The sequence below is a fragment of the Streptomyces sp. NPDC060031 genome (assembly GCF_042736805.1).
Taxonomy (GTDB): domain Bacteria; phylum Actinomycetota; class Actinomycetes; order Streptomycetales; family Streptomycetaceae; genus Streptomyces.
Window position 1 is genome coordinate 1 of the sequence record NZ_JBHWVM010000116.1, and the last position, 20,846, is coordinate 20,846.

Here is a 20,846-nt window from a genome sequence, read left to right on the forward strand (position 1 = left end):
CCGGGGCCCCGCGGCTGGGGCGCCCCCGGGCCCCTGGCCGCACCGGTCGGTGAATCAGCTCCAGGGGTTCTCATCGTTGATGTCGCACACCGGGCCCACCGCCGGACCGGCGATCGGGCCGGCCACCGGGCAGACGATCTGCTGGACCGGCCCGGTGCCCGGGACCTCGCTCGCGGCCGCCGTGCCCGCCGAGCCCAGGGTGAGGGCGCAGACGGCCGTCACGGTACCCAGGGCGGCGACGAACGCGGTGCGGGTGCGGGTGCTGCGCATCGGGATTCTCCTCAGTCGTTTCTGTCCTTGCCTCGCCGCCGGTGCGGTGCGACAAGATGAACGCTAGGGAGAGGCTCTGTTGGGTCGTTATCGCTTCGATTTCGACCGTCTCAGGAAAACGAAATCGCTCAGGTCCCCCAGGCTCCGAGGCTGGTCATCCGCTCGGCGACCCGGTCGGGAGTCGGCTGGTCCATCCGGTCGGCGAGCCGTCCGTCGGCCAGGAACAGCACGGTGTCCGCGTACGAGGCGGCGACCGGGTCATGGGTGACCATGACGACCGTCTGGCCGGTCTCGTCGACGCTGCCGCGCAGCAGCGCCAGGATCTCCTTGGCCGTCACCGTGTCCAGGGCGCCGGTGGGTTCGTCGCCGAACAGCACGTCGGGGCGGGTGATCAGCGCGCGGGCGATGGCCACGCGCTGCTGCTGGCCGCCGGAGAGTTCGCCGGGGCGGTGCGTGGCGCGCCCCGTCAGCCCGACCCGGCCCAGCACCTCCTCCAGCCAGGCCGAGTCCAGCTTCTCCTTGGCCAGGCGCAGCGGGAGTTCGATGTTCTGGCGGACGGTCAGCGAGGCCACCAGGTTGAAGGCCTGGAAGACGAAGCCGATCCGCTTGCGCCGCAGTTTGGTCAGCTCGGTCTCGTTCAGGCCGTTCAGCTCGGTCTCACCGATGTACGCGGAACCGGTGGACGGCATGTCCAGTCCGGCCGCGCAGTGCAGGAACGTCGACTTGCCGGACCCGGAGGGGCCCATCACGGCGGTGAACGACCCGCGCGGCACGCCCACCGTCACCCCGTCGAGGGCGCGGACCTGGCTGCCGCCCTTTCCGTACACCTTGGTCACCGCGTCCAGCCGCAGCGCGTACTCCGTCGTCTGGTCGCCGCTGCGGGGCGGCGCGCTCATCGTGGTCGGCCTCATGGACGCCGGGGTCCTCTCGCTGTCGGGGCGTTGTGCGCCGGGCCGCCCGTCGGGCGGAACCAGCCCCACCACAGTGCACTGTCCTTCTCTTTTCGTTCTATGCCCCTCCCCCGAACCGGGGCGACTACACGGGTTTTCGGCTGCTCGATGGCCGAAATCGAAGTGAAATCGGCCCAACAGCCCCGCCCTCTAGCTTCGGTGACTGAGCTCGAGACACATACATCGGAGCAACGGGGTGACGCAGATGGACTTCCGGATTCTCGGACCGGTCGAAGCGAGGCGGGGCGGCAGTCGGATCGCGCTGTCGGGGTCGAAGGTGCACACGGTCCTCGCGGCGCTGCTGCTGGCCCGGGGGCGGGTGGTGTCGGACGCCCGGCTGAACACCCTGTTGTGGGGCTGGGATCCACCTGCGACGGCCGGGGCGCAGATCTACACGTACATGTCGAGGCTGCGCAAGCACCTCGGTGACGACGTGGAGATCGTCCGGCAGCAGCCGGGCTACCTGCTGCACACCGGCGACAGCGCCATCGACCTGGTCGAGTTCGAGAAGCTGGAGCGCGACGGGCGCCAGGCGCTGCGCGCCGGGGCGTACGAGGAGGCGGGCGAGCTGCTGACGCGGGCGCTGGAGCTGTGGCGCGGTCCGGCGCTGGCGAACGTCACCGAGCACATGCAGGCGGAGGAGTTGCAGCCGCTGGAGGAGGCCCGTACCCAGGCGCTGGAGCAGCGGATCGAGGCGGATCTCGCGGTGGGGCGGCACGAGCGGGTGACGGGTGAGCTGAGCGGTCTCGTCGCGCGGTTCCCGACCCGGGAGCGGCTGCGGGCGCAGTTGATGACCGCGCTGTACCGGTGCGGCCGCCAGGCGGACGCGCTGAACACGTACCACGAGGGCCGCCGGGTGCTCGCCGAGCAGCTCGGCGTGGATCCCGGTGTCGCGCTCGGGGACACGTACAAGGCGGTGCTCGGCGGCGAGTTGGGGCTGGAGTCCCCGGCGCCGATCGGGCCGGCCGCCCGCAAGGCCGACGTCCCGGCGATGCTGCCCCCGGACATCGACGACTTCACCGGCCGCGAGGCCGAACTGGCCGCGCTGGGCGCGATGCTGGCCCCGCCCGGGGCCGAGGAGGGTGCCTGGCGGCCGCGCAGGTTCCTGATCACCGGCATGGCGGGCATCGGCAAGACGGCCCTCGCGGTGCGGGTGGCGCACGCGAACGCCGCCCGCTACCCGGACGGGCAGCTGTACGCCGACCTGCGCGAGGCGGACGGCACCCCCCGCGACCCGGGCGAGGTGCTGGTGCGGCTGCTGCGCGCGCTGGGTGAGGTCGGGCTGGAGGGGCCGGACGCGGCCGGTGACCTGGAGGAGCTGGTACGCCTCTACCGGACCCGCACCGCCGGCAAGCGGATGCTGCTCCTGCTGGACAACGCGGCCGGTGACCTCCAGGTCGGGCCGCTGCTGCCCGGCTCCACGGAGACCACGGTGCTGGTGACCTGCCGTACGCAGCTCGCCCGGGTGGCGGGGGCGTACTCGGTGGCGCTGTCCCCGCTGGACGACGACACGGCGCTGGAGCTGCTCGCCTCCGCGGCGGGGCGGGCCCGGATCACCGCGGACCCGGACGCCTCGGACGACCTGGTGGCGTACTGCGCGGGGCTGCCGCTGGCGCTGCGGATCGCCGGGACCCGGCTGGCCTCGCGGCCGCACTGGCCGGCGGCCCGGCTCGCCGAGCGGCTGGCCGATCCGCGGACGCGGCTGGGCGAGCTGAGCTTCGCCGAGCTGAACGTGCGGGACGCCCTGCTGCCGCCGGGGGCGCTGCTCGACGCCCGCGCCCGTACGGTGCTGCCGGCGCTGGCGGACGCGGGCGCCGAGCCGTTCGGTGCGCGCCGGATCGCGGTCGCGCTGGAGATTTCGGAGGCGGTGGCCGAGGCGGGGCTGGAAAGCCTGGTCGACGCGGCGCTGCTGGACCTCAGCGGGGTCGATCCGCAGGGTCGGCCGCTGTACCGCTGCCATGAACTCGTCCGGCTGCTCGCCGGGCTGTCCGCCCCTCGAACCCACGCCAACGCGGCGTGGTGAACCCTGGAGAGAACATGACCACCGCGCCGATCGCCGCACTCCCGACGAAGTCCCGAACCGGGGTCCGGACCCGGGCCCACGTCCTGGCCATGCCGGTCCTGGTGACCGCGCTGGCCGGCGGAACGCTGACCGGCTGCTCGCTGGGCAGCGAGACGGACGTACGCAACTACACGGTGTCGCAGAAGGTGACCGCGCTGTCGGTGCAGTCGCCGGACGGGGACATCGAGGTCGTCGGGGGCTCCGGCGACAGCGTGAAGGTGACCGAGACCGTCACGTACAGCGGGAAGAACCCGAAGACGGACCAGTCCGTGTCGGGCGGCGAGCTGACGCTGGGCGGCGGGCCGGACTGCGGCGACGACTCGGACTGCAAGATCAGTTACCGGCTGGAGGTGCCGGGCGGGCTGTCGGTGAAGCTGGTGGCCTTCGGCGGGGACATCACCGTCAGGAACGTCTCGGGCGCCATCGACGTACGGACCACGGGCGGCTCGGTGCACGGCCGGGAACTGGGCGCCAAGAGCCTGCTGGCGAAGGCCAACGGCGGGGACGTGGAGGCGAGTTTCACGGCGCCCCCGGAGAAGGTGGACGCCGGCACCAGCGGTGGCGACGTCAAGGTGAAGGTTCCTGGTTCGGCCGCGTACGCGGTCGACGCGAAGGGTGTCGGCGGTGGCGAGAAGGTGTCGGTGCGCACCGACCCCGCCTCGGGCCACAACCTCAAGCTCCGCACCCTGGGCGGCACGGTGTCGGTCAGCTCGTGACGTACGGGGCCGCCAAGGGAAAGGGGGACCCGGACCGCGTTCGTGCCGCGGCCGGGTCCCCCGCTCCCGGGTCCGGACTCTGCGCTGTCGGCGGATCGCCGCACCGTCACCAGGAGTTGCGCGCCCGCTGGAAGACCGGTACGCCGCGTTCGGCGAGCGGGGCGATGGTCTCGCGGACCACGGCCCAGACGTCGGAGACCACGCGCTCGCGCGGGGTCGGCGGGGTCTGCGCGAGGGCGGCGGCGGTGATCGCCCGCATCGCGGCGACGGCGGCGACCGAACGGACGTCGGCGGAGGGGCGGGCCGGGCGGGCCGCGCCGCGGCCGACGTCCATCCGGAAGGCGAGCTCGGCGGCCTCGACGCGCTCCGCCGCGGCGCGGGCGGCGCAGACGGGGGCGGCGAACACGGCCGACGAGAGCGGGTGCTGGTACACGTGGCGCACCCAGGCGGAGACGCGCATCCGCTCGCGGGCCTCCCAGCCGTGCTCACCGGGTCCGGGATCGGACTGCTGGACGACGGTCTCCAGCAGGGCGTGGTAGTCGGCCCACAGTTCCTCGTCGGCCTCGTTGAGCTGCGGGAAGGTCTTTTCGGTGGCTTCGAGCGTCATCGCTGTCTCCCTCTTGGGTACGTGGCTATCGGACGGGCGGGGGTACGGGGTGCAGGCGGACCGGGCCGGTCGCGGTGGCGGCGGGGCGGGCCACGCAGGCGGTCCAGTCGGGTCCGACGTCCAGGTCCTCGACGGCCCACAGGGTGTGTTGGCCCTGGAAGGCGTGCCGGACCTCGACCCGGCCGGTCAGGTCCGCCCGTACGTCCAGTTCGTTCAGTTCGGTGCCGATCAGGCCCACGCCGACGGCCTTGACCACCGCCTCCTTGCGGGTCCACACCCGGTGGAAGGCGCGGTCCCGCTCGTCGCCCGGGGTCAGTGCCTGCAGGACGGCGCGTTCGGCCTCGGTGGTGACCATGTCGACGACGTTCTGCGAGTGGATCCCGCGCAGGGCCTCGATGTCGACGCCGACCCGGGTGCCGGCCCGGACCGCGAGGACCCCGCGGCCGGCGGTGCGCGAAAGGCTGATGGCGAGCGGCAGCGCGGGCCGGGTCACGCTCGGCGGCCCGTGGCCGGTGTCCCCGCAGCCGGGGCAGTCCCGGCGGCCGAAGGCGACTTCCGCGGCCGGTACGCCGAGCAGTTCGCCGACGGCCCGGCGCGCCGCCGCGTGGCTGCGGACGAAGGCGGCGGCGTCGCGCTCCTGGTGGAAGGAGAGCACCCGCTCGTACTCCTGGGTGCTGAGCAGGGCGAGGTCGTCCGGGTCGGTGCGGGTGGGCAGTTCCCAGCACCACACGTGCACCTCGCCCGAGGTCCGCAGTCCGCGGACGGCCACGGCGGCACGGGCGGTCAGACCGGGGTCCAGGGTCAGGCTGCCGGGCGGGTCGTGGGATACGGGCATGGCATCTCCCTTCGTACTGATTGGTTCGGTTTCCATTGAGCCCATGGGCTGCATGCCCCGGGCTTGCAGGGGTCTATACGGGGACCATCAGGCGGCCGGCAGCAGGGCGGCGGTGATCAGCCTCAGCAGCGTCGCGCGCTGCTGAGGCTCCTCCAGGTAGAAGTGCCCTCCGGGGAAGACCCGGTGGGTCAGTCCCCCGGTGGTCAGCTCCCCCCAGCTCAGTGCGTCCTCGGGCGGCAGCAGCGGGTCGCCGTCGCCGATGAAGGCGGTCAGCGGGGCCCGTACGGTGCCCAGTTCCTCCAGCGACGGCCGGTATCCGGCGCTGAGCCGGTAGTCGGCGCGCAGCGCGGGCAGCAGCAGGGCGGCGAGTTCCGGGTCGGCCATGATCTCGGCGCCGGGCGAGGCGAGCCGGTCCATCTCCGCGACCAGTTGGGCGTCGGTGTAGCCGCCGAGGTCGACGGGGTCGCTGATGTGTGCGGCCGCCGCCCCCGAGACGAAGATGCGTTCCGGGCTGACGCCGTGGCGTGCCTCCAGCCTGCGGGCCACCTCGAAGGCGACGTCCGAGCCGAGGCTGTGCCCGAAGAAGGCGAGCGGCGCAGCGAGGTAGGGGCGCAGGGCCGCGGTGATGCGGTCGGCCAGCTCCGCCATGGTCTCCACGCAGGGCTCGTGGAAGCGGTCCTGGCGGCCGGGGTAGCGGGCGGCGAGCACCTCGATCCCGGCGGGCAGGCGGGCCGGCCAGTCCCGGTAGAGGCTGGCGGCGCCTCCGGCGTGCGGGAAGCAGACCAGCCGGATGCGGGGAGTCGTGCCCCGGCCGTGCCGGCGGAACCAGCGTGGGCCGTCCTGGCTGTCGTACGCCGTGGCCGCGGGCGGTGGCGCGGGCAGCAGGCCCGCTGCGGCGGGCATCAGTCGGTCATCGCGACGAGGACGCGGCGCGGGCCCGTGAAGGGCCGGCGGCCGTGGCCCACCGCGATGTTGTCGATGACCATGAGGTCGCCGGTGTTCCAGTCCACGTCCACGGCGTTCTCCAGGCCGCGGTCGCGGACCTGCAGGACGTACGGGTCGGGGATCGGCGAGCCGTCGGCGAGGGTGACGTACTGCGGGAGTTCCTTGGGCGGCAGCAGTTGGGCGAGGGCGGCGGCGGTCTCGTCGCCGAGGGAGGCCGGGTGCCACTGGTCGGCCTGGTTGAACCAGACCTCCTGGCCGGTCTCGGGGTGGACGACGGTGGCCGGGCGCAGCTGGCTGATGTGCAGTCCGCCGTCGGCGCGCCAGCGCCAGTCGGCGCCGGTGCCGTTCAGGTACGCCTCGACCTCGGCGCGGTCCCTGGTCTCGAAGGTGTCCTGCCAGCTCTTGCCCAGGCCCAGGCCGTCGTGGAGGTTCTGGGTGTAGCGCACGCCCGGGGCGAAGGCCTCGCGGACCTCGGGGTCGAGGGACTCCAGCCAGCGCACTCCGTCGACGATGGGGGTGGCGCCGCCGGTCTCGGGGGCCTGCTGGCAGAAGAAGGCGAGGCGGGTGGGCCAGTTCTCGGCGTACGAGAGTTCGTTGTGCATGGAGATGGTGAACTCGGCCGGGTATTCGGTGGAGGTGTAGACGTTGTCGCCGACCTTGGTGCGCGGCGAGTTGCCGTGCACGTAGGCGAGGCGGTTGCGCAGCAGGAGGTCGAGGACCGGGCCGAGGGTGTCGGGGGTGATGCCGAAGCCCCGGAAGACGAGGGCCTTCTGCTCGGTGAGCAGCCGGTCGACGGCCGCGGTGTCGGCGAGGTGGGCGGTGAGCGCCTCGGCGGTCGCGTCGATGCCGAGCTCGGCCGGGTGGATCTCGTACGGGGTCCAGGTCCTGGTGGCGGTGGTCATGCGGGTCACTTCGCTTCCGGGTCGGTCGCGGCGGCGGGGGCGGCGCTGCGGCGGAGGGATTCGGGGTAGTCGGCGTGCGGCAGCAGCAGGGACAGCAGGGCGAGGGCCGCCATGGCCGCGGCGATGCCGTAGACGGTGTGGGTGGCGCCGAAGGCCTCGAGGGCGAACCCGCCGCCGAGCATGCCGAGGGAGGCGGCGCCGGAGCCGATCAGGCCCATCGCCCCGCCGACGCGGCCCTGGAGCCGGTCGGGGGTGATGCCGACCTGGTAGACGCCGCCGGCGACGTTGGTGACGCTGCCGATCATGGCGGCGGCCAGGAAGACCAGGCCGAGCAGCACCGGGTTGCCGGTGAGGGCGACGAGCGGCATGAGCACGGCCCAGCCGACGGCGCCGCCGATGAGCAGGCCGCGCAGGCTGACCCGGCGCATCCAGAAGGTGCCGGTCAGGGCTCCGAACATGCCGCCCGTTCCGCTGACGGCGGTGATGACGCCGATGGCGGCGGCCGAGCCGCCCGCTTCGTTGACGACGACGATGAGGGCGAGGGAGAGGCCCTGGAAGAGCAGGTTGGAGCCGGCTATCAGGAGCATGCCCCAGCGCAGGAAGCGCTGCTTCCAGGTCCAGCTCAGGCCTTCGGCCAGTTCGGCGCGGAGGTTGCCGGGGGCCTGGGTGCGCTCGTCCTGGAAGTTCTTGCGGATGAGCAGGAGCGAGACCAGCGAGACGGTGTGCGCGACGGCGGAGAAGAGGAACGGCGCGGAGCGGGCGAGGGTGTACAGGACGCTGCCGGCAGGCAGGCCGAGGAGGCCGGCCGCCTGGCCGCGGGCCTCGTTGCCGGCCATGGCGGCGGGCAGTTGTTCGCCGGGCACGACGTGGCGTACGGCGGCCCGCTCGGCGAGCCGGTAGAAGATCGCCAGGCTGCCCTGGACGAAGGCGGCGGCCATCAGGAGCGGGATCCACACGTGGCCGGAGTAGACGGACGCGCCGACGGCGGCGGCGCTGAGCAGGCAGCCGAGGTCGCACAGGATCATCAGGCGGCGGCGGTCCCAGCGGTCGACGAGGGCTCCGGCGTGGAGCTGGACGACCAGGTTGGGCAGTGCGGCGGCGAAGCCGACGAGGCCGGCGGCGCTCGCCGAGCCGGTGGCCCAGATGACCAGCAGCGGGTAGGCGATGGAGCTGACGCGTGCGCCGAGCGCGGTGGCTCCGGCGCCGACCCAGAGCAGGACGAAGTCCCGGTTGCGGCGCAGCGAGGGCGGGCGGGGCGCCCCGGCTTCGGCGGCGGCCGCCTCGGGGGCCTGTTCGGGGGCCTGTTCCAGCGCCTCTTCGGGGGCGGGGTGGAGCGCGGTCATGACAGGCGTCCTTCCGGGGCGGGTCCGCTGACGGCGCCGTGCCTGATCCATTCCAGGACGGCCATGGCGCTGTGCATCTTGTTCTCGGCCTGGTCGAAGGCGATGCTCGCCGGGCCGTCGAGCACCTCGGCGGTGACCTCCTCGCCGCGGTGTGCGGGCAGGTCGTGGAGGAAGACGGCCTTGGGGGCGGCCTCCCAGAGCCGGTCGGTGACCTGGAACGGAGCGAAGATCTCCCGCCAGTTCGCGTCGGGCTTGGTGGTGCCGGTGGTCTGCCAGCGGGTGGTGTAGATGGCGTCGGGCTGCTCGGGCAGGCCGTCCATGTGGTGCTGCTCGGTGACCGTGGAGCCGTTGCGTACGGCCTGGGCGGCGGCGCGGGCGAGGATCGCGGGGTCGACGCCGTAGCCGGGCGGGGTGCGCAGCTCCAGGGCGGTGCCGGGGTAGCGGCTGAGCGCGAGGGCGAGGGCGGAGGCGGTGTTGTTGCCCTCGCCGACGTACAGGACGCTCAGGCCCTCGATGCGGCCGAACTTCAGCTGGAGCGTGGTGAGGTCGGTGAGGCCCTGGGTGGGGTGCTCGGCGGCGCTCATGGCGTTGACCACGGGCAGCCGGCCGCCGCCGGACAGGCCGCGCAGTTCCTCGTCGGGGCCGGCGGTGCGGGCGACGAGGACATCGAGCATGCGGGCCATGACCTGGCCGGTGTCCTCGACGGTCTCGCCGGTGTTGAGCTGGAGGTCGGCGGGGCCGTAGGTGAGGATGCGGGCGCCGAGCCGCAGCGCGCCTGCGGAGAAGGCCGTACGGGTGCGGGTGGAGGTCTTCTTGAAGTAGATGCCGGCGATCCAGCCCTCCAGGGGCTGTTCGGCGCGGCCGGCGCCGGAGGCGAAGTGGGCGCCGCGGGCGACGATCGAGTGGAGGTCCTCGTCGGTCAGGTCGTCGATGGAGAGCAGCTGCCGGGTGTGCGTGGTCATCGGGTGCTCCTTCCTGTTCGTGGTGGGTGGGGGTGGGGGTGGGGCGGGCCGGGCCGCGTGTGCGGGGCGCCCGCCCCGTCCGGCGCTGCCGGTCAGTCCTGCGCGTCGGGGTTGATCCGGCCCTGCTCCCACAGCCGGGTCATCTCGCCCTGGCCGGCCCAGGCCTCGTCCTCGTCGCGTACGGAGGCCAGCACCTGCTTGAGCACGGCCCGTCCGGAGTCGGCGTTGGTGAGGACCACCACGCCGGTGCCGGAGCCGAGGCGGCTGAGCGCGAGGGCGTGGAAGCCCGAGGTGCGGCCGGTGTGGCCGTACTCGAGGTCGCCGCCGGTGGTGTCGACGATGGAGCCCGTGCCGTAGAAGCGGCCGGGTTCGACGACGGTGAGCATCCGGTCGGCGAGGGCCGGGTCGAGCACCTCGGAGTGCTCGCCGCGGTGGGCGCGGCGGATCTCCAGGAGCACCCGGGCCAGGTCGGCCGCGGTGGTCCACAGGCCGGCGGCCGCGGTGTCGGGGTGGGCGAGGGAGCCCTCGGGGAGCGGGGCGCCGTCCTCGTCGTGGCCGACGGCGACCGCCGGGCCCGCCGGTGCCTCGGGCTCGTACGCGCTGGCGGTCATCCCCAGCGGTGCGAACACCTTCTCCCGCATGTACTGCGGGAAGGGGGTGCCGGTGACGTCCTCGACGAGCTGTTGCAGGACGGTGTAGCTGACGTTGTTCTTCATGAACACCCGGCCCGGTACGCCTTCCAGCACCACCGGCGGGGTCTTGGCCGGGGCCCGGCCGTGGAGGATCTCGGCCGCGGTGGGCCGGGTCTCCGTACGCCCGTAGAAGTGGTTCTCCAGGGCGGTCTCGGGGTGGGTGATGCCGGCGGTGAAGCGGAGCAGCTGGTCGGCGGTGACCACGGCCCCGCCGGGGACCTGCCAGCTCGTCAGGTGGCGGCTGACGTCCTCGTCGAGGTCGATGAGCCCGTCCTTGGCCAGGCGCAGGACGCCGAGCGCGGAGACGAACTTGCTCATGGACGCGGCGGGGAAGAGCGTGTCCGGGGTGACCCGGGCGCCGCCGCCCGCCGAGGTGACGCCGAAGCCGCGGACCTCGGCGAGTTCGCCGCCCTGGATGACGGCGACGCTGACGCCGGGCACCTGGTGCTCGATCATCGCCTCGGCCGGGGAGGCGAGGGTGCGGGCGGGACGGGGAGCCGCCGCCCGGGGTGCCACGGCCGCGGCGAGCTCGGCGAGGGTCTCGCTCTCGTACAGGGTGCGCAGCGAGATCGCGAGGCCCGCCTTGCGGGCGGCGGAGATCAGCGGGAGCACCATGATGGAGTCGCCGCCGAGGTCGAAGAAGCTGTCGTGGGCGCCGACCTCGTCGAGGCCGAGCGCCTCGCCCCAGATCCGGGCGAGCAGTTCCTCGGTGGCGGTGCGCGGGGCGACGTACGGGGGCCGTCCGGTGTCGGGCATCCGGTCCTGGCCGGGGGCCGGGAGGGCCTTCCTGTCCACCTTGCCGGAGGCGGCGAGCGGGAGTGCGTCGAGGGCGACGAACACGGCCGGGACCATGTAGGCGGGCAGGGTGCGGCGCAGCTCCGCGGCCAGTTCGGCCGGGGTGGGCGAGGCGCCGTCGGCGGGGACGACGTAGGCGACGAGGCGGCGCTCGCCGGGGCGGTCCGGCCGCTGCGGGCGCGCCAGCACCACGGCGTCCTTGACGCCGGGGGCGAGCAGCAGGGTCGCCTCGATCTCGCCGAGTTCGACGCGGTAGCCGCGGATCTTGACCTGGTCGTCGCCGCGGCCCAGGAAGTCCAGGCTGCCGTCGCGGCGGAACCGGGCGAGGTCGCCGGTGCGGTAGAGGCGGGCTCCGGGGCGGTCGGTGAAGGGGTGCGGGACGAACTTCTCGGCGGTGAGCGAGGGCCGCCCGCCGTAGCCGCGGGCCACGCCCGCGCCGCCGAGGTAGAGCTCGCCGACGACTCCGGCGGGCACCGGGCGCATCCCGGCGTCCAGCACGTACACCTCGGTGTTGGTGATGGGGCGCCCGATCGGCACGGGCGCTCCGCCGGCGGCGGTGTCGGCCGTGCCGGTGGCGGTGGCGGTGGCGTCGTGGACGACGCAGCCGACGACGGTCTCGGTCGGGCCGTACTCGTTGATGATCCGGGCCCCGGGGGCGGCGCGCCGCCAGCCGGCGACCATCTCCGGCTTCATCTCCTCGCCGCCGACCACGAAGGTGCGTACGGAGTCCAGGACGGTGTCCTCGCCGAGGGCGGCGGTGACCAGGTCCAGGTGGGCCGGGGTGATCTTGAGGATGCTGTAGTCGCCGCCGGCGCGGAGCAGTTCGGGCAGGGCCTCCTGGCCGCGGTCGCCGGGGACCATGGTGACGTCGCGGCCGGAGATCAGCGGGAGCAGGAAGCTGGGCACGGCCAGGTCGAAGGCGATGGAGCCGAACATCGGCGCCCCGTTCGCCCCGTCCATGCCGTAGTGCTCCAGCGCCCAGCCCAGGTAGTTGGCGAGGCCGGCGTGGGTGATGAGCACGCCCTTGGGGCGGCCCGTGGAGCCCGAGGTGTAGATCGTGTAGACGAGGTCGTCGCCGTCGACGGCCACTTCCGGGTCCTGCTGCGGGCGGCCGGCGAGGGTGCCCGCCTCCCGCTCCAGGACCACGACGCGGGCCGCGCCGGCCGCGGGCACCGCGGCCAGCAGGGACTCCTGGGTGACCAGGACGGGCGCCTTGCTGTCGGCGAGCTGGTACGCCAGGCGCTCGGCCGGGGTCTCCGGGTCGAGCGGCAGGTACGCGGCGCCGGCCTTGAGGGCGCCGAGCACGGCGACCAGCATCTCGGGGCCGCGCTCCAGGAGGATCGCGACGAAGTCGCCGCGGCCGACGCCCAGTCCGAGGAGGTGGTGGGCGAACCGGTTGGCACGGGCGTCGAGTTCGCCGTAGCTCAGCGCGACGCCCGCCGTGACGACGGCGGTCGCCGTGGGCTGCTCGGCGGCCCGGGCGGCGAAGCGCCTGTGCACCGGGGTGGTGTCGTACGCGGCGGCGGCCGGTCCGGCCCACGCGCCGAGCAGCAGCTCGCGCTCCTCCTCGGGCAGCAGGACGGCGGTGGCGTCGCCGTCGAGGTCCTCGATGATCGCCTCCAGTACGAGGCGGTACATCCGGCCGAGCCGCCGGGCCTGCTCGCGGCTCATCACCCGGGTGTCGGTGAGCAGTCCGAGCTCGCCGGCCATGGTCGTGACGGCCAGGTCGAACTCGGTGCCGCCCTCGCGCAGGCTGGAGCCGAGGTCCATCAGCTCGGTGTCGATCTGCCGGAAGTCGAGGTAGTTGAAGAACACGTCGATGATCCGGCGGCCGCCCGCCTCGCGCTGCACCTCCGGCAGCGGGAAGCGCCGGTTGGGCCACAGCTCGGTCTCCTGGGCGAAGACCCGCGTGAGCAGCTCGCGCCAGGTGCGCGCGCCGCCCTTGTGGTGGATGGGCAGGGTGTTGAGGTACATGCCGTACACGAGCTCGGCACCCGGGAGTTCGGGTCGGGTGTCGCAGACGAGGCCGGTGTAGAAGTCCCGTTCCTCGGTGAGCTGGGCCATCACCTTCAGGTGCGCGGCCAGCAGCACGCTCTTGACCGGGACGTCGGCCGCGCTCGCCGCCGCCTTGATGCGCGGCTGGATGTCGCGCAGGGAGACGGTGACGGAGAAGGACTTGCCGCTCTCCTCGGGCTGCCGCCAGCCCGCCGGGAGGGTGAACTGGGCGTGGTCCGTGACGATCCCGCGCCAGTAGGCGCGCTCCTCGGCCGAGGCCAGGGACTCGTGCTCGCCGGCGATGAAGTCGGCGAAGCGCAGCGGCGGCAGCGCGGCGGGGGCGGGCTCCTCGCCGTCGCGCAGGGCGGCGTAGGTGGTGAGCAGCTCCATCCAGAGGCTGTAGTGGCCCCAGCCTTCGAGGATGGTGTGGTTGAGGCTGAGGAACATGCGCCAGCCGGCGTCGCCGACGGCGAAGTTCAGCCGGACGAAGGGCGGCTTCGCCATGTCGAACAGGCGCTCCTGCTCGCCGTTGCTGATCTCCAGGACCCGGGTGCGCCAGCCGTCGTCGTCGAGTCCGGTCAGGTCGTGAACGGTCACCGGCATCTCGGCCTCGGCGTGCACGAGCTGCATGGGCACGGAGTACGTGTCCAGGTCGATGGAGGTGCGCAGGGCCTCGTGGCGTGCGGTGACCCGGCGGGCCGCCTCGCGCATCGCGTCGGGGGCGAAGGGGATCCCGTCGCGGATGTCGAAGGAGGTGGTGTTGTGGTAGTTGTTCGCCGCCGGGCCGTCGTAGGCCAGCAGCTCGACGAGCATGCCGGTCTGGAGCTGGGAGAGCGGGTAGACGTCGGTGACGCCGGCGGGCACCAGGGCCCGGTCCGCCTCGCCGAGCAGCTCGAACGGCTCGACGTAGCGCGTCTCCTGGACCTCGCGGCCGGCGACCGCGACGGCCAGCTTGCCGACCGTGCGGTGCTCGAAGACCTCGCTGACGGTGACGCTGTAGCCGGCCGTCTTGAGGGCGCCGACGAGGGTGACGGCGCGGATGGAGTCGCCGCCGAGGTCGAAGAAGCTGTCGGTGACGGAGATCCCGTCGATGCCCAGGACCTCGGTCCAGACGGCGGCGATGCGGATCTCGTCCTCGGTGGCGGGGGCGGCCCCGCCGCGGGCGGCGGCGAGGGCGTCGGTGCCGGGGACGGGCAGGGCGCGGGTGTCGAGCTTGCCGTTGGCGGTCAGCGGCATCCGGTCGAGGACCACGAAGGCCGCGGGGACCATGTAGTCGGGCAGGCTGTCGGCGAGGTGGTCACGCAGGTCCGCGGGGAGCGGCGGCTGCCCGGCGCCGGGTACGGGGACGACGTAGGCGACGAGGCGCTTCTCGCCCGGGTTGTCCTCGCGCAGCACGACAGCCGCGTGGTCGAGGGCGGGGTGGGTCTGGAGCGCGGACTCGATCTCGCCGGGCTCGATGCGGTAGCCGCGCAGCTTGATCTGGTGGTCGGCGCGGCCGATGAAGTCGAGCGTGCCGTCGGCCTGCCAGCGCACCAGGTCGCCGGTGCGGTACATCAGGGCGCCGGGCTCGGCGTACGGGTCGGGTACGAACCGGGCGGCGGTCAGGGCCGGCCGGCCCCGGTAGCCGCGGGCCAGGCCCGGGCCGCCGACGTACAGCTCGCCGGGGACCCCGCGCGGCACGGGCCGCTGCTCGGCGTCCAGGACGTGCAGGCGGGAGTTGCCGACCGGGCCGCCGATCGGCACGCAGGCCCGGCCGTCGGGGACGTCGGTGACCTCGTGGACGGTGGAGAAGGTGGTGTTCTCGGTCGGGCCGTAGCCGTGCACCAGGTGGCGGGGGCCGCCGGAGCGGACCAGGTCGCGGACGGTGGAGGCGTCGGCGGTCTCACCGCCGAAGACGACCGTGCGGAGCCGGGCGAGGGTGCCGGGGATGGTGCGGGCGACGTGGTTGAACAGCGAGGTGGTGAGGATCATCGCGGTGATGCCGCGGCTCTCGACGGCGGCGGCCAGGGCCTGGGTGTCCAGGACGGTGTCGCGGTCGAGGACCTCCAGGCGGGCGCCGCCGAGCAGGGCGCTCCACAGCTCCCAGGTCGCCCCGTCGAAGGAGACGCTCGCGACGTGCGAGACCACGTCCTCCGGGCCGACGCGGGTCAGCGCGTCGTCCTGGGCGGTGCGGACGACCCCCCGGTGGGTGACCTCGGTGGCCTTGGGGGTGCCCGTGGAGCCGGAGGTGTACATCACGTAGGCGAGTTCGTCCGGGTGCTGCTCCAGGGCGGGGACGAGCGGGCCGCCCTCTTGCGCGGCGGCGTCGACCATGAGGGCCGGGCCGTCCCAGGCGGGCAGGGAGTCGGCCAGGCGCTCGGCGGTGACCAGGGCGGCGGCCCCCGAGTCGGCCAGCATGAAGGCGAGCCGGTCGGCCGGGTAGGCGGGGTCGAGCGGCAGGTAGGCCGCGCCGGCCTTGAGTACGCCGAGCAGGGCGACGGGCAGTTCGGCGCTGCGGTCGAGGCCGACGGCGACGACCGAGCCCCGGCCGACGCCGGCGGCCCGCAGGCGGGCGGCGAGGCGGGCGGCGCGCCCGTCGAGCTCGCGGTAGGTCAGCGCCAGGTCGCCGGCGGATACGGCCACGGAGTCCGGGGCCTCGGCGACGCGGGCGGCGAACAGCGAGGTCACCGTGTCGGGCCGGTCCCGTAGGTCCTTGGCGCCCCAGGCGGCGAGCAGTTCGCGCTCGCCGTCCGGGAGCGGCGCCAGGGCCAGGCCCTCGGGGTCGGCGGCCATGGCCAGCACGACACCGCGGTACATGGAGGCGATGCGCTCGGTCTCCTCGCGGCGCAGGACGCCGGTGTGGGTGGCGAGGCTGAGGTGCCCGTTGAGGGTGGTGACGATCAGCGCGAACTCGGTGGCGGCGGCGCCGGCGCTGGAGCCGATGTCGATCAGGTCGGTGTCGAGCTGCTTGTAGTCCTGGTAGTTGAAGGCGACGTCGACGAGGCGGCGGCCGCCCGCGAGCCGCTGGATGGCGGGCAGCGGGTGACGGCGGTGCGGCCAGGTGGCCGCCTCCCGCTCGTACACGCGGGCCACGAGCTCGCGCCAGGTGCGGGCCGAGGAGTCGTGGGCGAAGGGCACCGTGTTGAGGTGCATGCCCAGGACCCGCTCGGCTCCGAGCGCCTCGGGGCGGGCGTCGGTGGCGAGTCCCGCCGAGAACTCCCGCTGGTCGGTGAGGCGGGCCAGCACGGCCAGGTGGACGGCGTGCAGGACGGACTTCATCGAGGCGCGGGAGCGGCGGGCCAGTTCGCGCAGGCCCGGCTCCACGTCGGCGAACGGCACCCGCACCAGGTAGGGCTCGGGGGCCGAGTCGGCGTCGCCCCAGCCCTCGGGCAGGGCGAAGGGCTCGTAGCGGGCGGTGATCCCGCGCCAGTACGCCTCGTCCTCGGCGGAGGCCAGGGACTCCAGTTCGCCGGCCACGAAGTCGGCGTAGCGGACCTCGGGGGCGGTCCAGCCCTCGGGCTCGCGGCCGTCGCGCAACTGGCGGTAGAGGCCCAGGAGTTCCATGAGCATGGAGTGGTGGCTCCAGCCCTCGGTGATGGCGTGGCACTCGGCGAGGCCGAGCCACCACACGGGTCCGTCCCCGGACGCGTCATCGACCACGTCCTCGACCAGCGCGCAGACCCGCAGCAGGGAGGGCACGGCCAGGTCGAAGGGAGTGGCCCGCTGCTCGGCGAGGTAGCGGCCGACGGCCGCGTCCACCCCCTCGGCGTCCAGTCCGGCCAGGCTGCGCACGGCGACCGGCAGGGTCACGTCGGTGTGCACGAGCTGGAGCGGGACGCTGTGTCCGGTGAGGTCGAAGCCCGTACGGAGCACCTCGTGGCGCTCGGCGAGGATCGCCACGGCCTGCCCGAGGGCGGCCGCGTCGAAGGGCCGGTCGTCGCGGATCCGGAAGGCGTTGACGTTCAGGTACTTGTGCCCGGCCGGCTCGGCGAGCATCTCGACGAGGATGCCGAGCTGCCCCTGGGAGACCGGGTAGGCGTCGGTCAGGCCGGCCGGCAGATCCGCCAGGTCGGCGGCCGGGACCAGCGCGAAGGGCTCCACCGCGCGGTGGACGCCGTCGTCGTGGCCGGTGCCGGCGGCTGCGAGGGCCGCGAGACCGGCGACCGTGCGGGCGTCGAAGACATCGCGTACGGACAGGGCGTACCCGGCGGCGCGCAGGGCGCCGACGAGGGAGACGGCCCGGATGGAGTCGCCGCCGATGTCGAAGAAGGCGTCCTCGGCACCGACCCGGGGCAGGCCCAGCACCTCGGCCCAGACGGCCGCGATGCACTCCTCGTCCCCGGTGCGCGGGGCGACGTACGGCTGGTCGGCGGCGAGCGCCGCCCAGTCGGGCGCCGGCAGCGCCTTGCGGTCGACCTTGGTGTTGGAGATCAGCGGGATGGCGGCCAGGGCCGTGAAGGCGCCCGGGACCATGTACTCCGGCAGCCGCTCGCGGCAGTACTCGGCCAGCTCGCCCGGGGTGGGCAGGCCCGCCTCCGCGTCGGCGGGCACGACGTAGGCCGCGATCCGCGGGTCGCCCGGGGCGCTCTCGTCGGTGACGACGGCGGCCTGCCGGACGGCGGGGTGGGCGATGAGCAGGGACTGGATCTCGCCGAGCTCGACGCGGTAGCCGCGGATCTTGATCTGGCTGTCGGTGCGGCCGAGGAACTCCAGGCCGCCGTCCGGGCGCAGCCGCGCCAGGTCGCCGGTGCGGTAGAGCCGGGCGCCCGGCTCCCCGTACGGGTCGGGTACGAAGCGGTCGGCGGTCAGGGCCGGGCGGCCGAGGTAGCCGCGGCTGAGCGCCGGGCCGCCGATGGTCAGTTCGCCGGGGACGCCGACCGGGACGGGCCGGCCGTCCTCGTCGAGTACGAGGATCCGCGTGTCGGCCAGCGGGCGGCCGAGCGGGATGCCGTGCTCGCTCGCCAGGTCGGCTTCGGTGATGCGGTGGTGGGTGACCTGGACGGTGGCCTCGGTGGGCCCGTACAGCTCGACGAGCTGCGGGGCGTCCAGGCCGAAGCGGTCGGTCCAGGGGGCCATGTCGGCCCCGTCGTGCTTCTCCCCGCCGAAGAACAGGGCGCGCAGGGTCAGTTCGTCGATGCGCGGGTCGCCCTGCTGCACGGCGGCGGCGAGGCCGCGGAAGGCGGACGGGCTGTTGAGCAGGACCGTCATCTTCTCGGCGACGAGCAGGTCGAGCAGTTCGTCGGGGTTGCGGGCGGTGTCGGCGTCGACGACGACGAGACGGGAGCCGTAGAGCAGGGCGGCCCACAGCTCGAAGACGGAGACGTCGAAGGCGTGGCTGTGGATCAGCGGCCACACGTGCCGGTCGTCGAGCGGGAAGCGCTCCTCGGTGGCGAGCATCAGCCGCACGGCGTTGGCGTGGGTGACGCCGACGCCCTTGGGGACGCCGGTGGAGCCGGAGGTGTAGATGACGTACGCGAGGTTGCCGGGCTCGGCCTCGGGCGCCGGGTCGGTGTCGGGCTGCGCCGCCAGGGCGGCGGCCGTCTGCGGGGCGTCGAGGACGAGCAGGACGCCGGAGTGGGCGCCGGCCGCGGCCTGCTCGTGGGCGGACTCGGTGAGCACCACCTTGAGGCCCTGGTCCTCGGCCATGAAGGCGAGCCGGGAGGCGGGCTGGGACGGGTCCATCGGCAGGTAGGCGGCGCCCGCCTTGAGGATGCCGAGCAGCGCGGGCACCAGCTCGGGGCCGCGGCCCAGGCACAGGCCGACGATGTCCTCGGCGCCGATGCCGAGGGCGCGCAGCCGGTGCGCGATCCGGTTGGCGCGGGCGTTGACCTCGCCGTACGAGAGGGTCGCGCCGGCGGCGGTGACGGCGCCCGCGTCGGGGCGTTCGGCCGCCTGGTCCTCGAAGAGGGAGTGCAGGGTGGTGGTGACGGGGGCGGTGGCGGTGGCGGCCGGGGCGCGCAGGATCAGTGCCCGGTCGGCCTCGGGGAGGAAGGTGGCGCGGGCGTCGCCCTCGGGGTCCGCGGCCATGGCCAGCAGGACCTGGCGGTACATCTCGCCGAGGCCCTCGGCCTGGGCGGCGGTGAGGTGGCGGGTGTCGGAGCGCAGTCCGAGCCAGCCGCCGCGGGAGATCACGGCGAGCGGGAACTCGGTGGAGCCGATGCCGGTGCTGGCCTCTTCGTCGACGAGGTCCGCGTCGACCTGGTGGAAGTCCAGGTAGTTGAAGACGGTGCCCAGGAGTCGGCGGCCGCCCGCGGCCCGCTGGATGGCGGGCAGCGGGTGGCGGCGGTGCGGCCACAGGGCGAGTTCGCGGTCGAAGACCTGGCGGACCAGCTCGCGCCAGGTGCCGGCGGTGCGCAGGTGGGCGAAGGGCACGGTGTTGAGGTGCATGCCCGCGACCCGGTCGGCGCCGGCGGTCTCCGGGCGGGCGTCGATGGCGAGGCCGGTGTGGAAGGAGGCCTCCTCGGTGATCTGGCCGAGCACCTTGAGGTGGGCTGCGAGGAAGACGCTCTTGAGGGAGACGCCGGAGGTGGTGGCCAGCTCGCGCAGGCGGGGCATCAGGTCGTACGTCGGCACGTTGACCTGGACCGTCTCGTACGGGCGGTCCCGGTCGGCGCCCGCCCCGGCCTCCGCGCCCTGGGGGTCGCCCCAGGCAGCGGGGAGTTCGAGGACGGCGTGCTCGGCGACGGCCGTACGCCAGTACTCCTCTTCGGCCGGGTCGGCCAGGGAGGCCAGTTCGGCGGCGATGAAGTCGGCGTAGCGGCTTGCCGGGCGGTCGGTGGGGGTGAAGAAGCCCCGTTCGGCGAACTCGCGGTAGCAGACGAGGAGTTCGCTCATCAGGGAGTGGTAGCTCCAGCCCTCCAGGATGGGGTGGGCGTGGGTGAGGACGAGCCACCAGGTGGCGTCGTCCTCCAGGACGGCGCGCACCCGCAGCAGCGGCGGCCGGGCGGTGTCGAAGGGGCGGCCGCTCTCCTCGGCGTTGACGGCGCGCAGGGCCGGGCCGAAGTCCTCGGCGCACAGTGCACCGAGGTCGGTGACGGGCACCTCGACGGGCACGTCCGCGTGGACGAGCTGGAGGGGGGTGCTGTAGCCGGTGAGGTCGAAGCCGGTGCGCAGCACCTCGTGGCGCAGGACCAGTTCCTCGGCGGCCCGCTGGAGGGCGGCGGCGTCGAAGGGCCGGCCGTCGCGGACGCGGAAGGCGTCGACGTTGTGGTAGGCGGCGCCGTCGTCGTCCAGCGTCATCTCGACGAGCATGCCGAGCTGCACCTGGGAGACCGGGTAGGCGTCGGTGACCCCGGCGGGCAGCGCGGCCCGGTCGGCGTCGCAGAGGAGGGCGTACGGCTGGACGTACACCTCCGCCACGGGCCCGGCGGCTTCGCCGGAGTCCGCCGGGCCGCCGAGGTGGCGGGCGAGGGCGGCGATGGTGCGGTGCTCGAAGACGTCCTGCACGGCGACCTGGAAGCCGGCCGAGCGGATGGCGCCGACGAGGACGATGGCGCGGATGGAGTCGCCGCCGAGGTCGAAGAAACTGTCCTCGACGCTGACCCGCTCGTGGCCGAGCGCAGTGGCCCAGGCCTCGGCGAGCCGCGCCTCGGTCCCGGTGCGCGGAGCCACGTACTCGGCGGCCACCACGAACTCCGTCGGCGCCGGGAGCGCCTTGCGGTCGAGCTTCCCGGCGGTGTTCAGCGGCCACGCCTCCAACTCCACGAAGGCACCCGGGACCATGTAGTCGGGCAGCTCCTCGCGCAGGAAGCCCCGTACGGCGGCCTGGTCGATGGCACCCTCGGCCGGGATCA

11 protein-coding genes are annotated in these 20,846 nt (G+C 74.0%); 2 read left to right on the forward strand and 9 right to left on the reverse strand.

All coding sequences use genetic code 11. The annotated features are described in order from the left end of the window. Window positions 1-54: 54 nt before the first annotated feature. Window positions 55-270 (reverse strand): hypothetical protein, encoded by a 216-nt coding sequence (locus tag ACFWB8_RS33090; protein WP_385235642.1) that lies wholly within the window; start codon window positions 268-270, stop codon window positions 55-57. Window positions 271-398: 128 nt separating this feature from the next. Beyond that, window positions 399-1,181 (reverse strand): ABC transporter ATP-binding protein, encoded by a 783-nt coding sequence (locus ACFWB8_RS33095; RefSeq protein WP_385235645.1) that lies wholly within the window; start codon window positions 1,179-1,181, stop codon window positions 399-401. A gap of 244 nt (window positions 1,182-1,425) precedes the next feature. On the opposite strand from ACFWB8_RS33095, the gene ACFWB8_RS33100 reads away from it, so the two are divergent. Both ACFWB8_RS33100 and ACFWB8_RS33105 read left to right on the forward strand, forming a co-directional pair. Beyond that, window positions 1,426-3,243 carry a BTAD domain-containing putative transcriptional regulator gene (locus ACFWB8_RS33100; protein ID WP_385235648.1) on the forward strand — a complete coding sequence of 606 codons (1,818 nt, stop codon included), beginning with the start codon at window positions 1,426-1,428 and terminating at the stop codon, window positions 3,241-3,243. Between the two features lie 14 nt (window positions 3,244-3,257). Then, complete coding sequence (locus tag ACFWB8_RS33105) at window positions 3,258-3,998, forward strand: DUF4097 family beta strand repeat-containing protein (protein ID WP_385235651.1); 741 nt, start codon at window positions 3,258-3,260, stop codon at window positions 3,996-3,998. 106 nt (window positions 3,999-4,104) lie between these two features. Here ACFWB8_RS33105 and ACFWB8_RS33110 read toward each other — a convergent pair whose 3' ends face one another. The 7 genes from ACFWB8_RS33110 to ACFWB8_RS33140 all read right to left on the reverse strand — a co-directional run bounded on the left by ACFWB8_RS33110 (window position 4,105) and on the right by ACFWB8_RS33140 (window position 20,775). Then, window positions 4,105-4,605, reverse strand: coding sequence for a hypothetical protein (locus ACFWB8_RS33110; RefSeq protein WP_385235654.1), 501 nt, complete (start codon window positions 4,603-4,605; stop codon window positions 4,105-4,107). A gap of 25 nt (window positions 4,606-4,630) precedes the next feature. After that, entirely contained in the window at window positions 4,631-5,440 is an 810-nt protein-coding gene (locus ACFWB8_RS33115) for a 4'-phosphopantetheinyl transferase family protein (RefSeq protein ID WP_385235657.1), read from the reverse strand. An 87-nt stretch (window positions 5,441-5,527) separates the two neighbouring features. Then, window positions 5,528-6,343, reverse strand: coding sequence for a thioesterase II family protein (locus ACFWB8_RS33120; protein WP_385235660.1), 816 nt, complete (start codon window positions 6,341-6,343; stop codon window positions 5,528-5,530). Beyond that, window positions 6,343-7,287: a TauD/TfdA family dioxygenase gene (locus ACFWB8_RS33125; protein ID WP_385235663.1), complete on the reverse strand. Its 945-nt coding sequence runs from the start codon at window positions 7,285-7,287 to the stop codon at window positions 6,343-6,345. The genes ACFWB8_RS33120 and ACFWB8_RS33125 overlap by 1 nt, the downstream gene beginning before the upstream one ends. Before the next feature lie 5 nt (window positions 7,288-7,292). Then, the gene (locus ACFWB8_RS33130) at window positions 7,293-8,630 is read right to left on the reverse strand and encodes an MFS transporter (RefSeq protein WP_385235666.1); all 1,338 of its coding nucleotides are present in this window, start codon (window positions 8,628-8,630) and stop codon (window positions 7,293-7,295) included. Further along, window positions 8,627-9,592, reverse strand: a complete 966-nt coding sequence (locus ACFWB8_RS33135; RefSeq protein ID WP_385235669.1) for an ornithine carbamoyltransferase — start codon at window positions 9,590-9,592, stop codon at window positions 8,627-8,629. The genes ACFWB8_RS33130 and ACFWB8_RS33135 overlap by 4 nt, the downstream gene beginning before the upstream one ends. Window positions 9,593-9,684: 92 nt before the next feature. Next, window positions 9,685-20,775, reverse strand: a complete 11,091-nt coding sequence (locus ACFWB8_RS33140; RefSeq protein ID WP_385235672.1) for an amino acid adenylation domain-containing protein — start codon at window positions 20,773-20,775, stop codon at window positions 9,685-9,687. Between the last annotated feature and the right edge of the window lie 71 nt (window positions 20,776-20,846).

What these genes read in the sequence shown, in the direction of transcription:
- ACFWB8_RS33090 (WP_385235642.1), bottom strand. Translation starts at nt 270, where the DNA reads ATGCGCAGCACCCGCACCCGCACCGCGTTCGTCGCCGCCCTGGGTACC.
- ACFWB8_RS33095 (WP_385235645.1), bottom strand. Translation starts at nt 1,181, where the DNA reads ATGAGGCCGACCACGATGAGCGCGCCGCCCCGCAGCGGCGACCAGACG.
- ACFWB8_RS33100 (WP_385235648.1), top strand. Translation starts at nt 1,426, where the DNA reads ATGGACTTCCGGATTCTCGGACCGGTCGAAGCGAGGCGGGGCGGCAGT.
- ACFWB8_RS33105 (WP_385235651.1), top strand. Translation starts at nt 3,258, where the DNA reads ATGACCACCGCGCCGATCGCCGCACTCCCGACGAAGTCCCGAACCGGG.
- ACFWB8_RS33110 (WP_385235654.1), bottom strand. Translation starts at nt 4,605, where the DNA reads ATGACGCTCGAAGCCACCGAAAAGACCTTCCCGCAGCTCAACGAGGCC.
- ACFWB8_RS33115 (WP_385235657.1), bottom strand. Translation starts at nt 5,440, where the DNA reads ATGCCCGTATCCCACGACCCGCCCGGCAGCCTGACCCTGGACCCCGGT.
- ACFWB8_RS33120 (WP_385235660.1), bottom strand. Translation starts at nt 6,343, where the DNA reads ATGCCCGCCGCAGCGGGCCTGCTGCCCGCGCCACCGCCCGCGGCCACG.
- ACFWB8_RS33125 (WP_385235663.1), bottom strand. Translation starts at nt 7,287, where the DNA reads ATGACCACCGCCACCAGGACCTGGACCCCGTACGAGATCCACCCGGCC.
- ACFWB8_RS33130 (WP_385235666.1), bottom strand. Translation starts at nt 8,630, where the DNA reads ATGACCGCGCTCCACCCCGCCCCCGAAGAGGCGCTGGAACAGGCCCCC.
- ACFWB8_RS33135 (WP_385235669.1), bottom strand. Translation starts at nt 9,592, where the DNA reads ATGACCACGCACACCCGGCAGCTGCTCTCCATCGACGACCTGACCGAC.
- ACFWB8_RS33140 (WP_385235672.1), bottom strand. Translation starts at nt 20,775, where the DNA reads ATGGTCCCGGGTGCCTTCGTGGAGTTGGAGGCGTGGCCGCTGAACACC.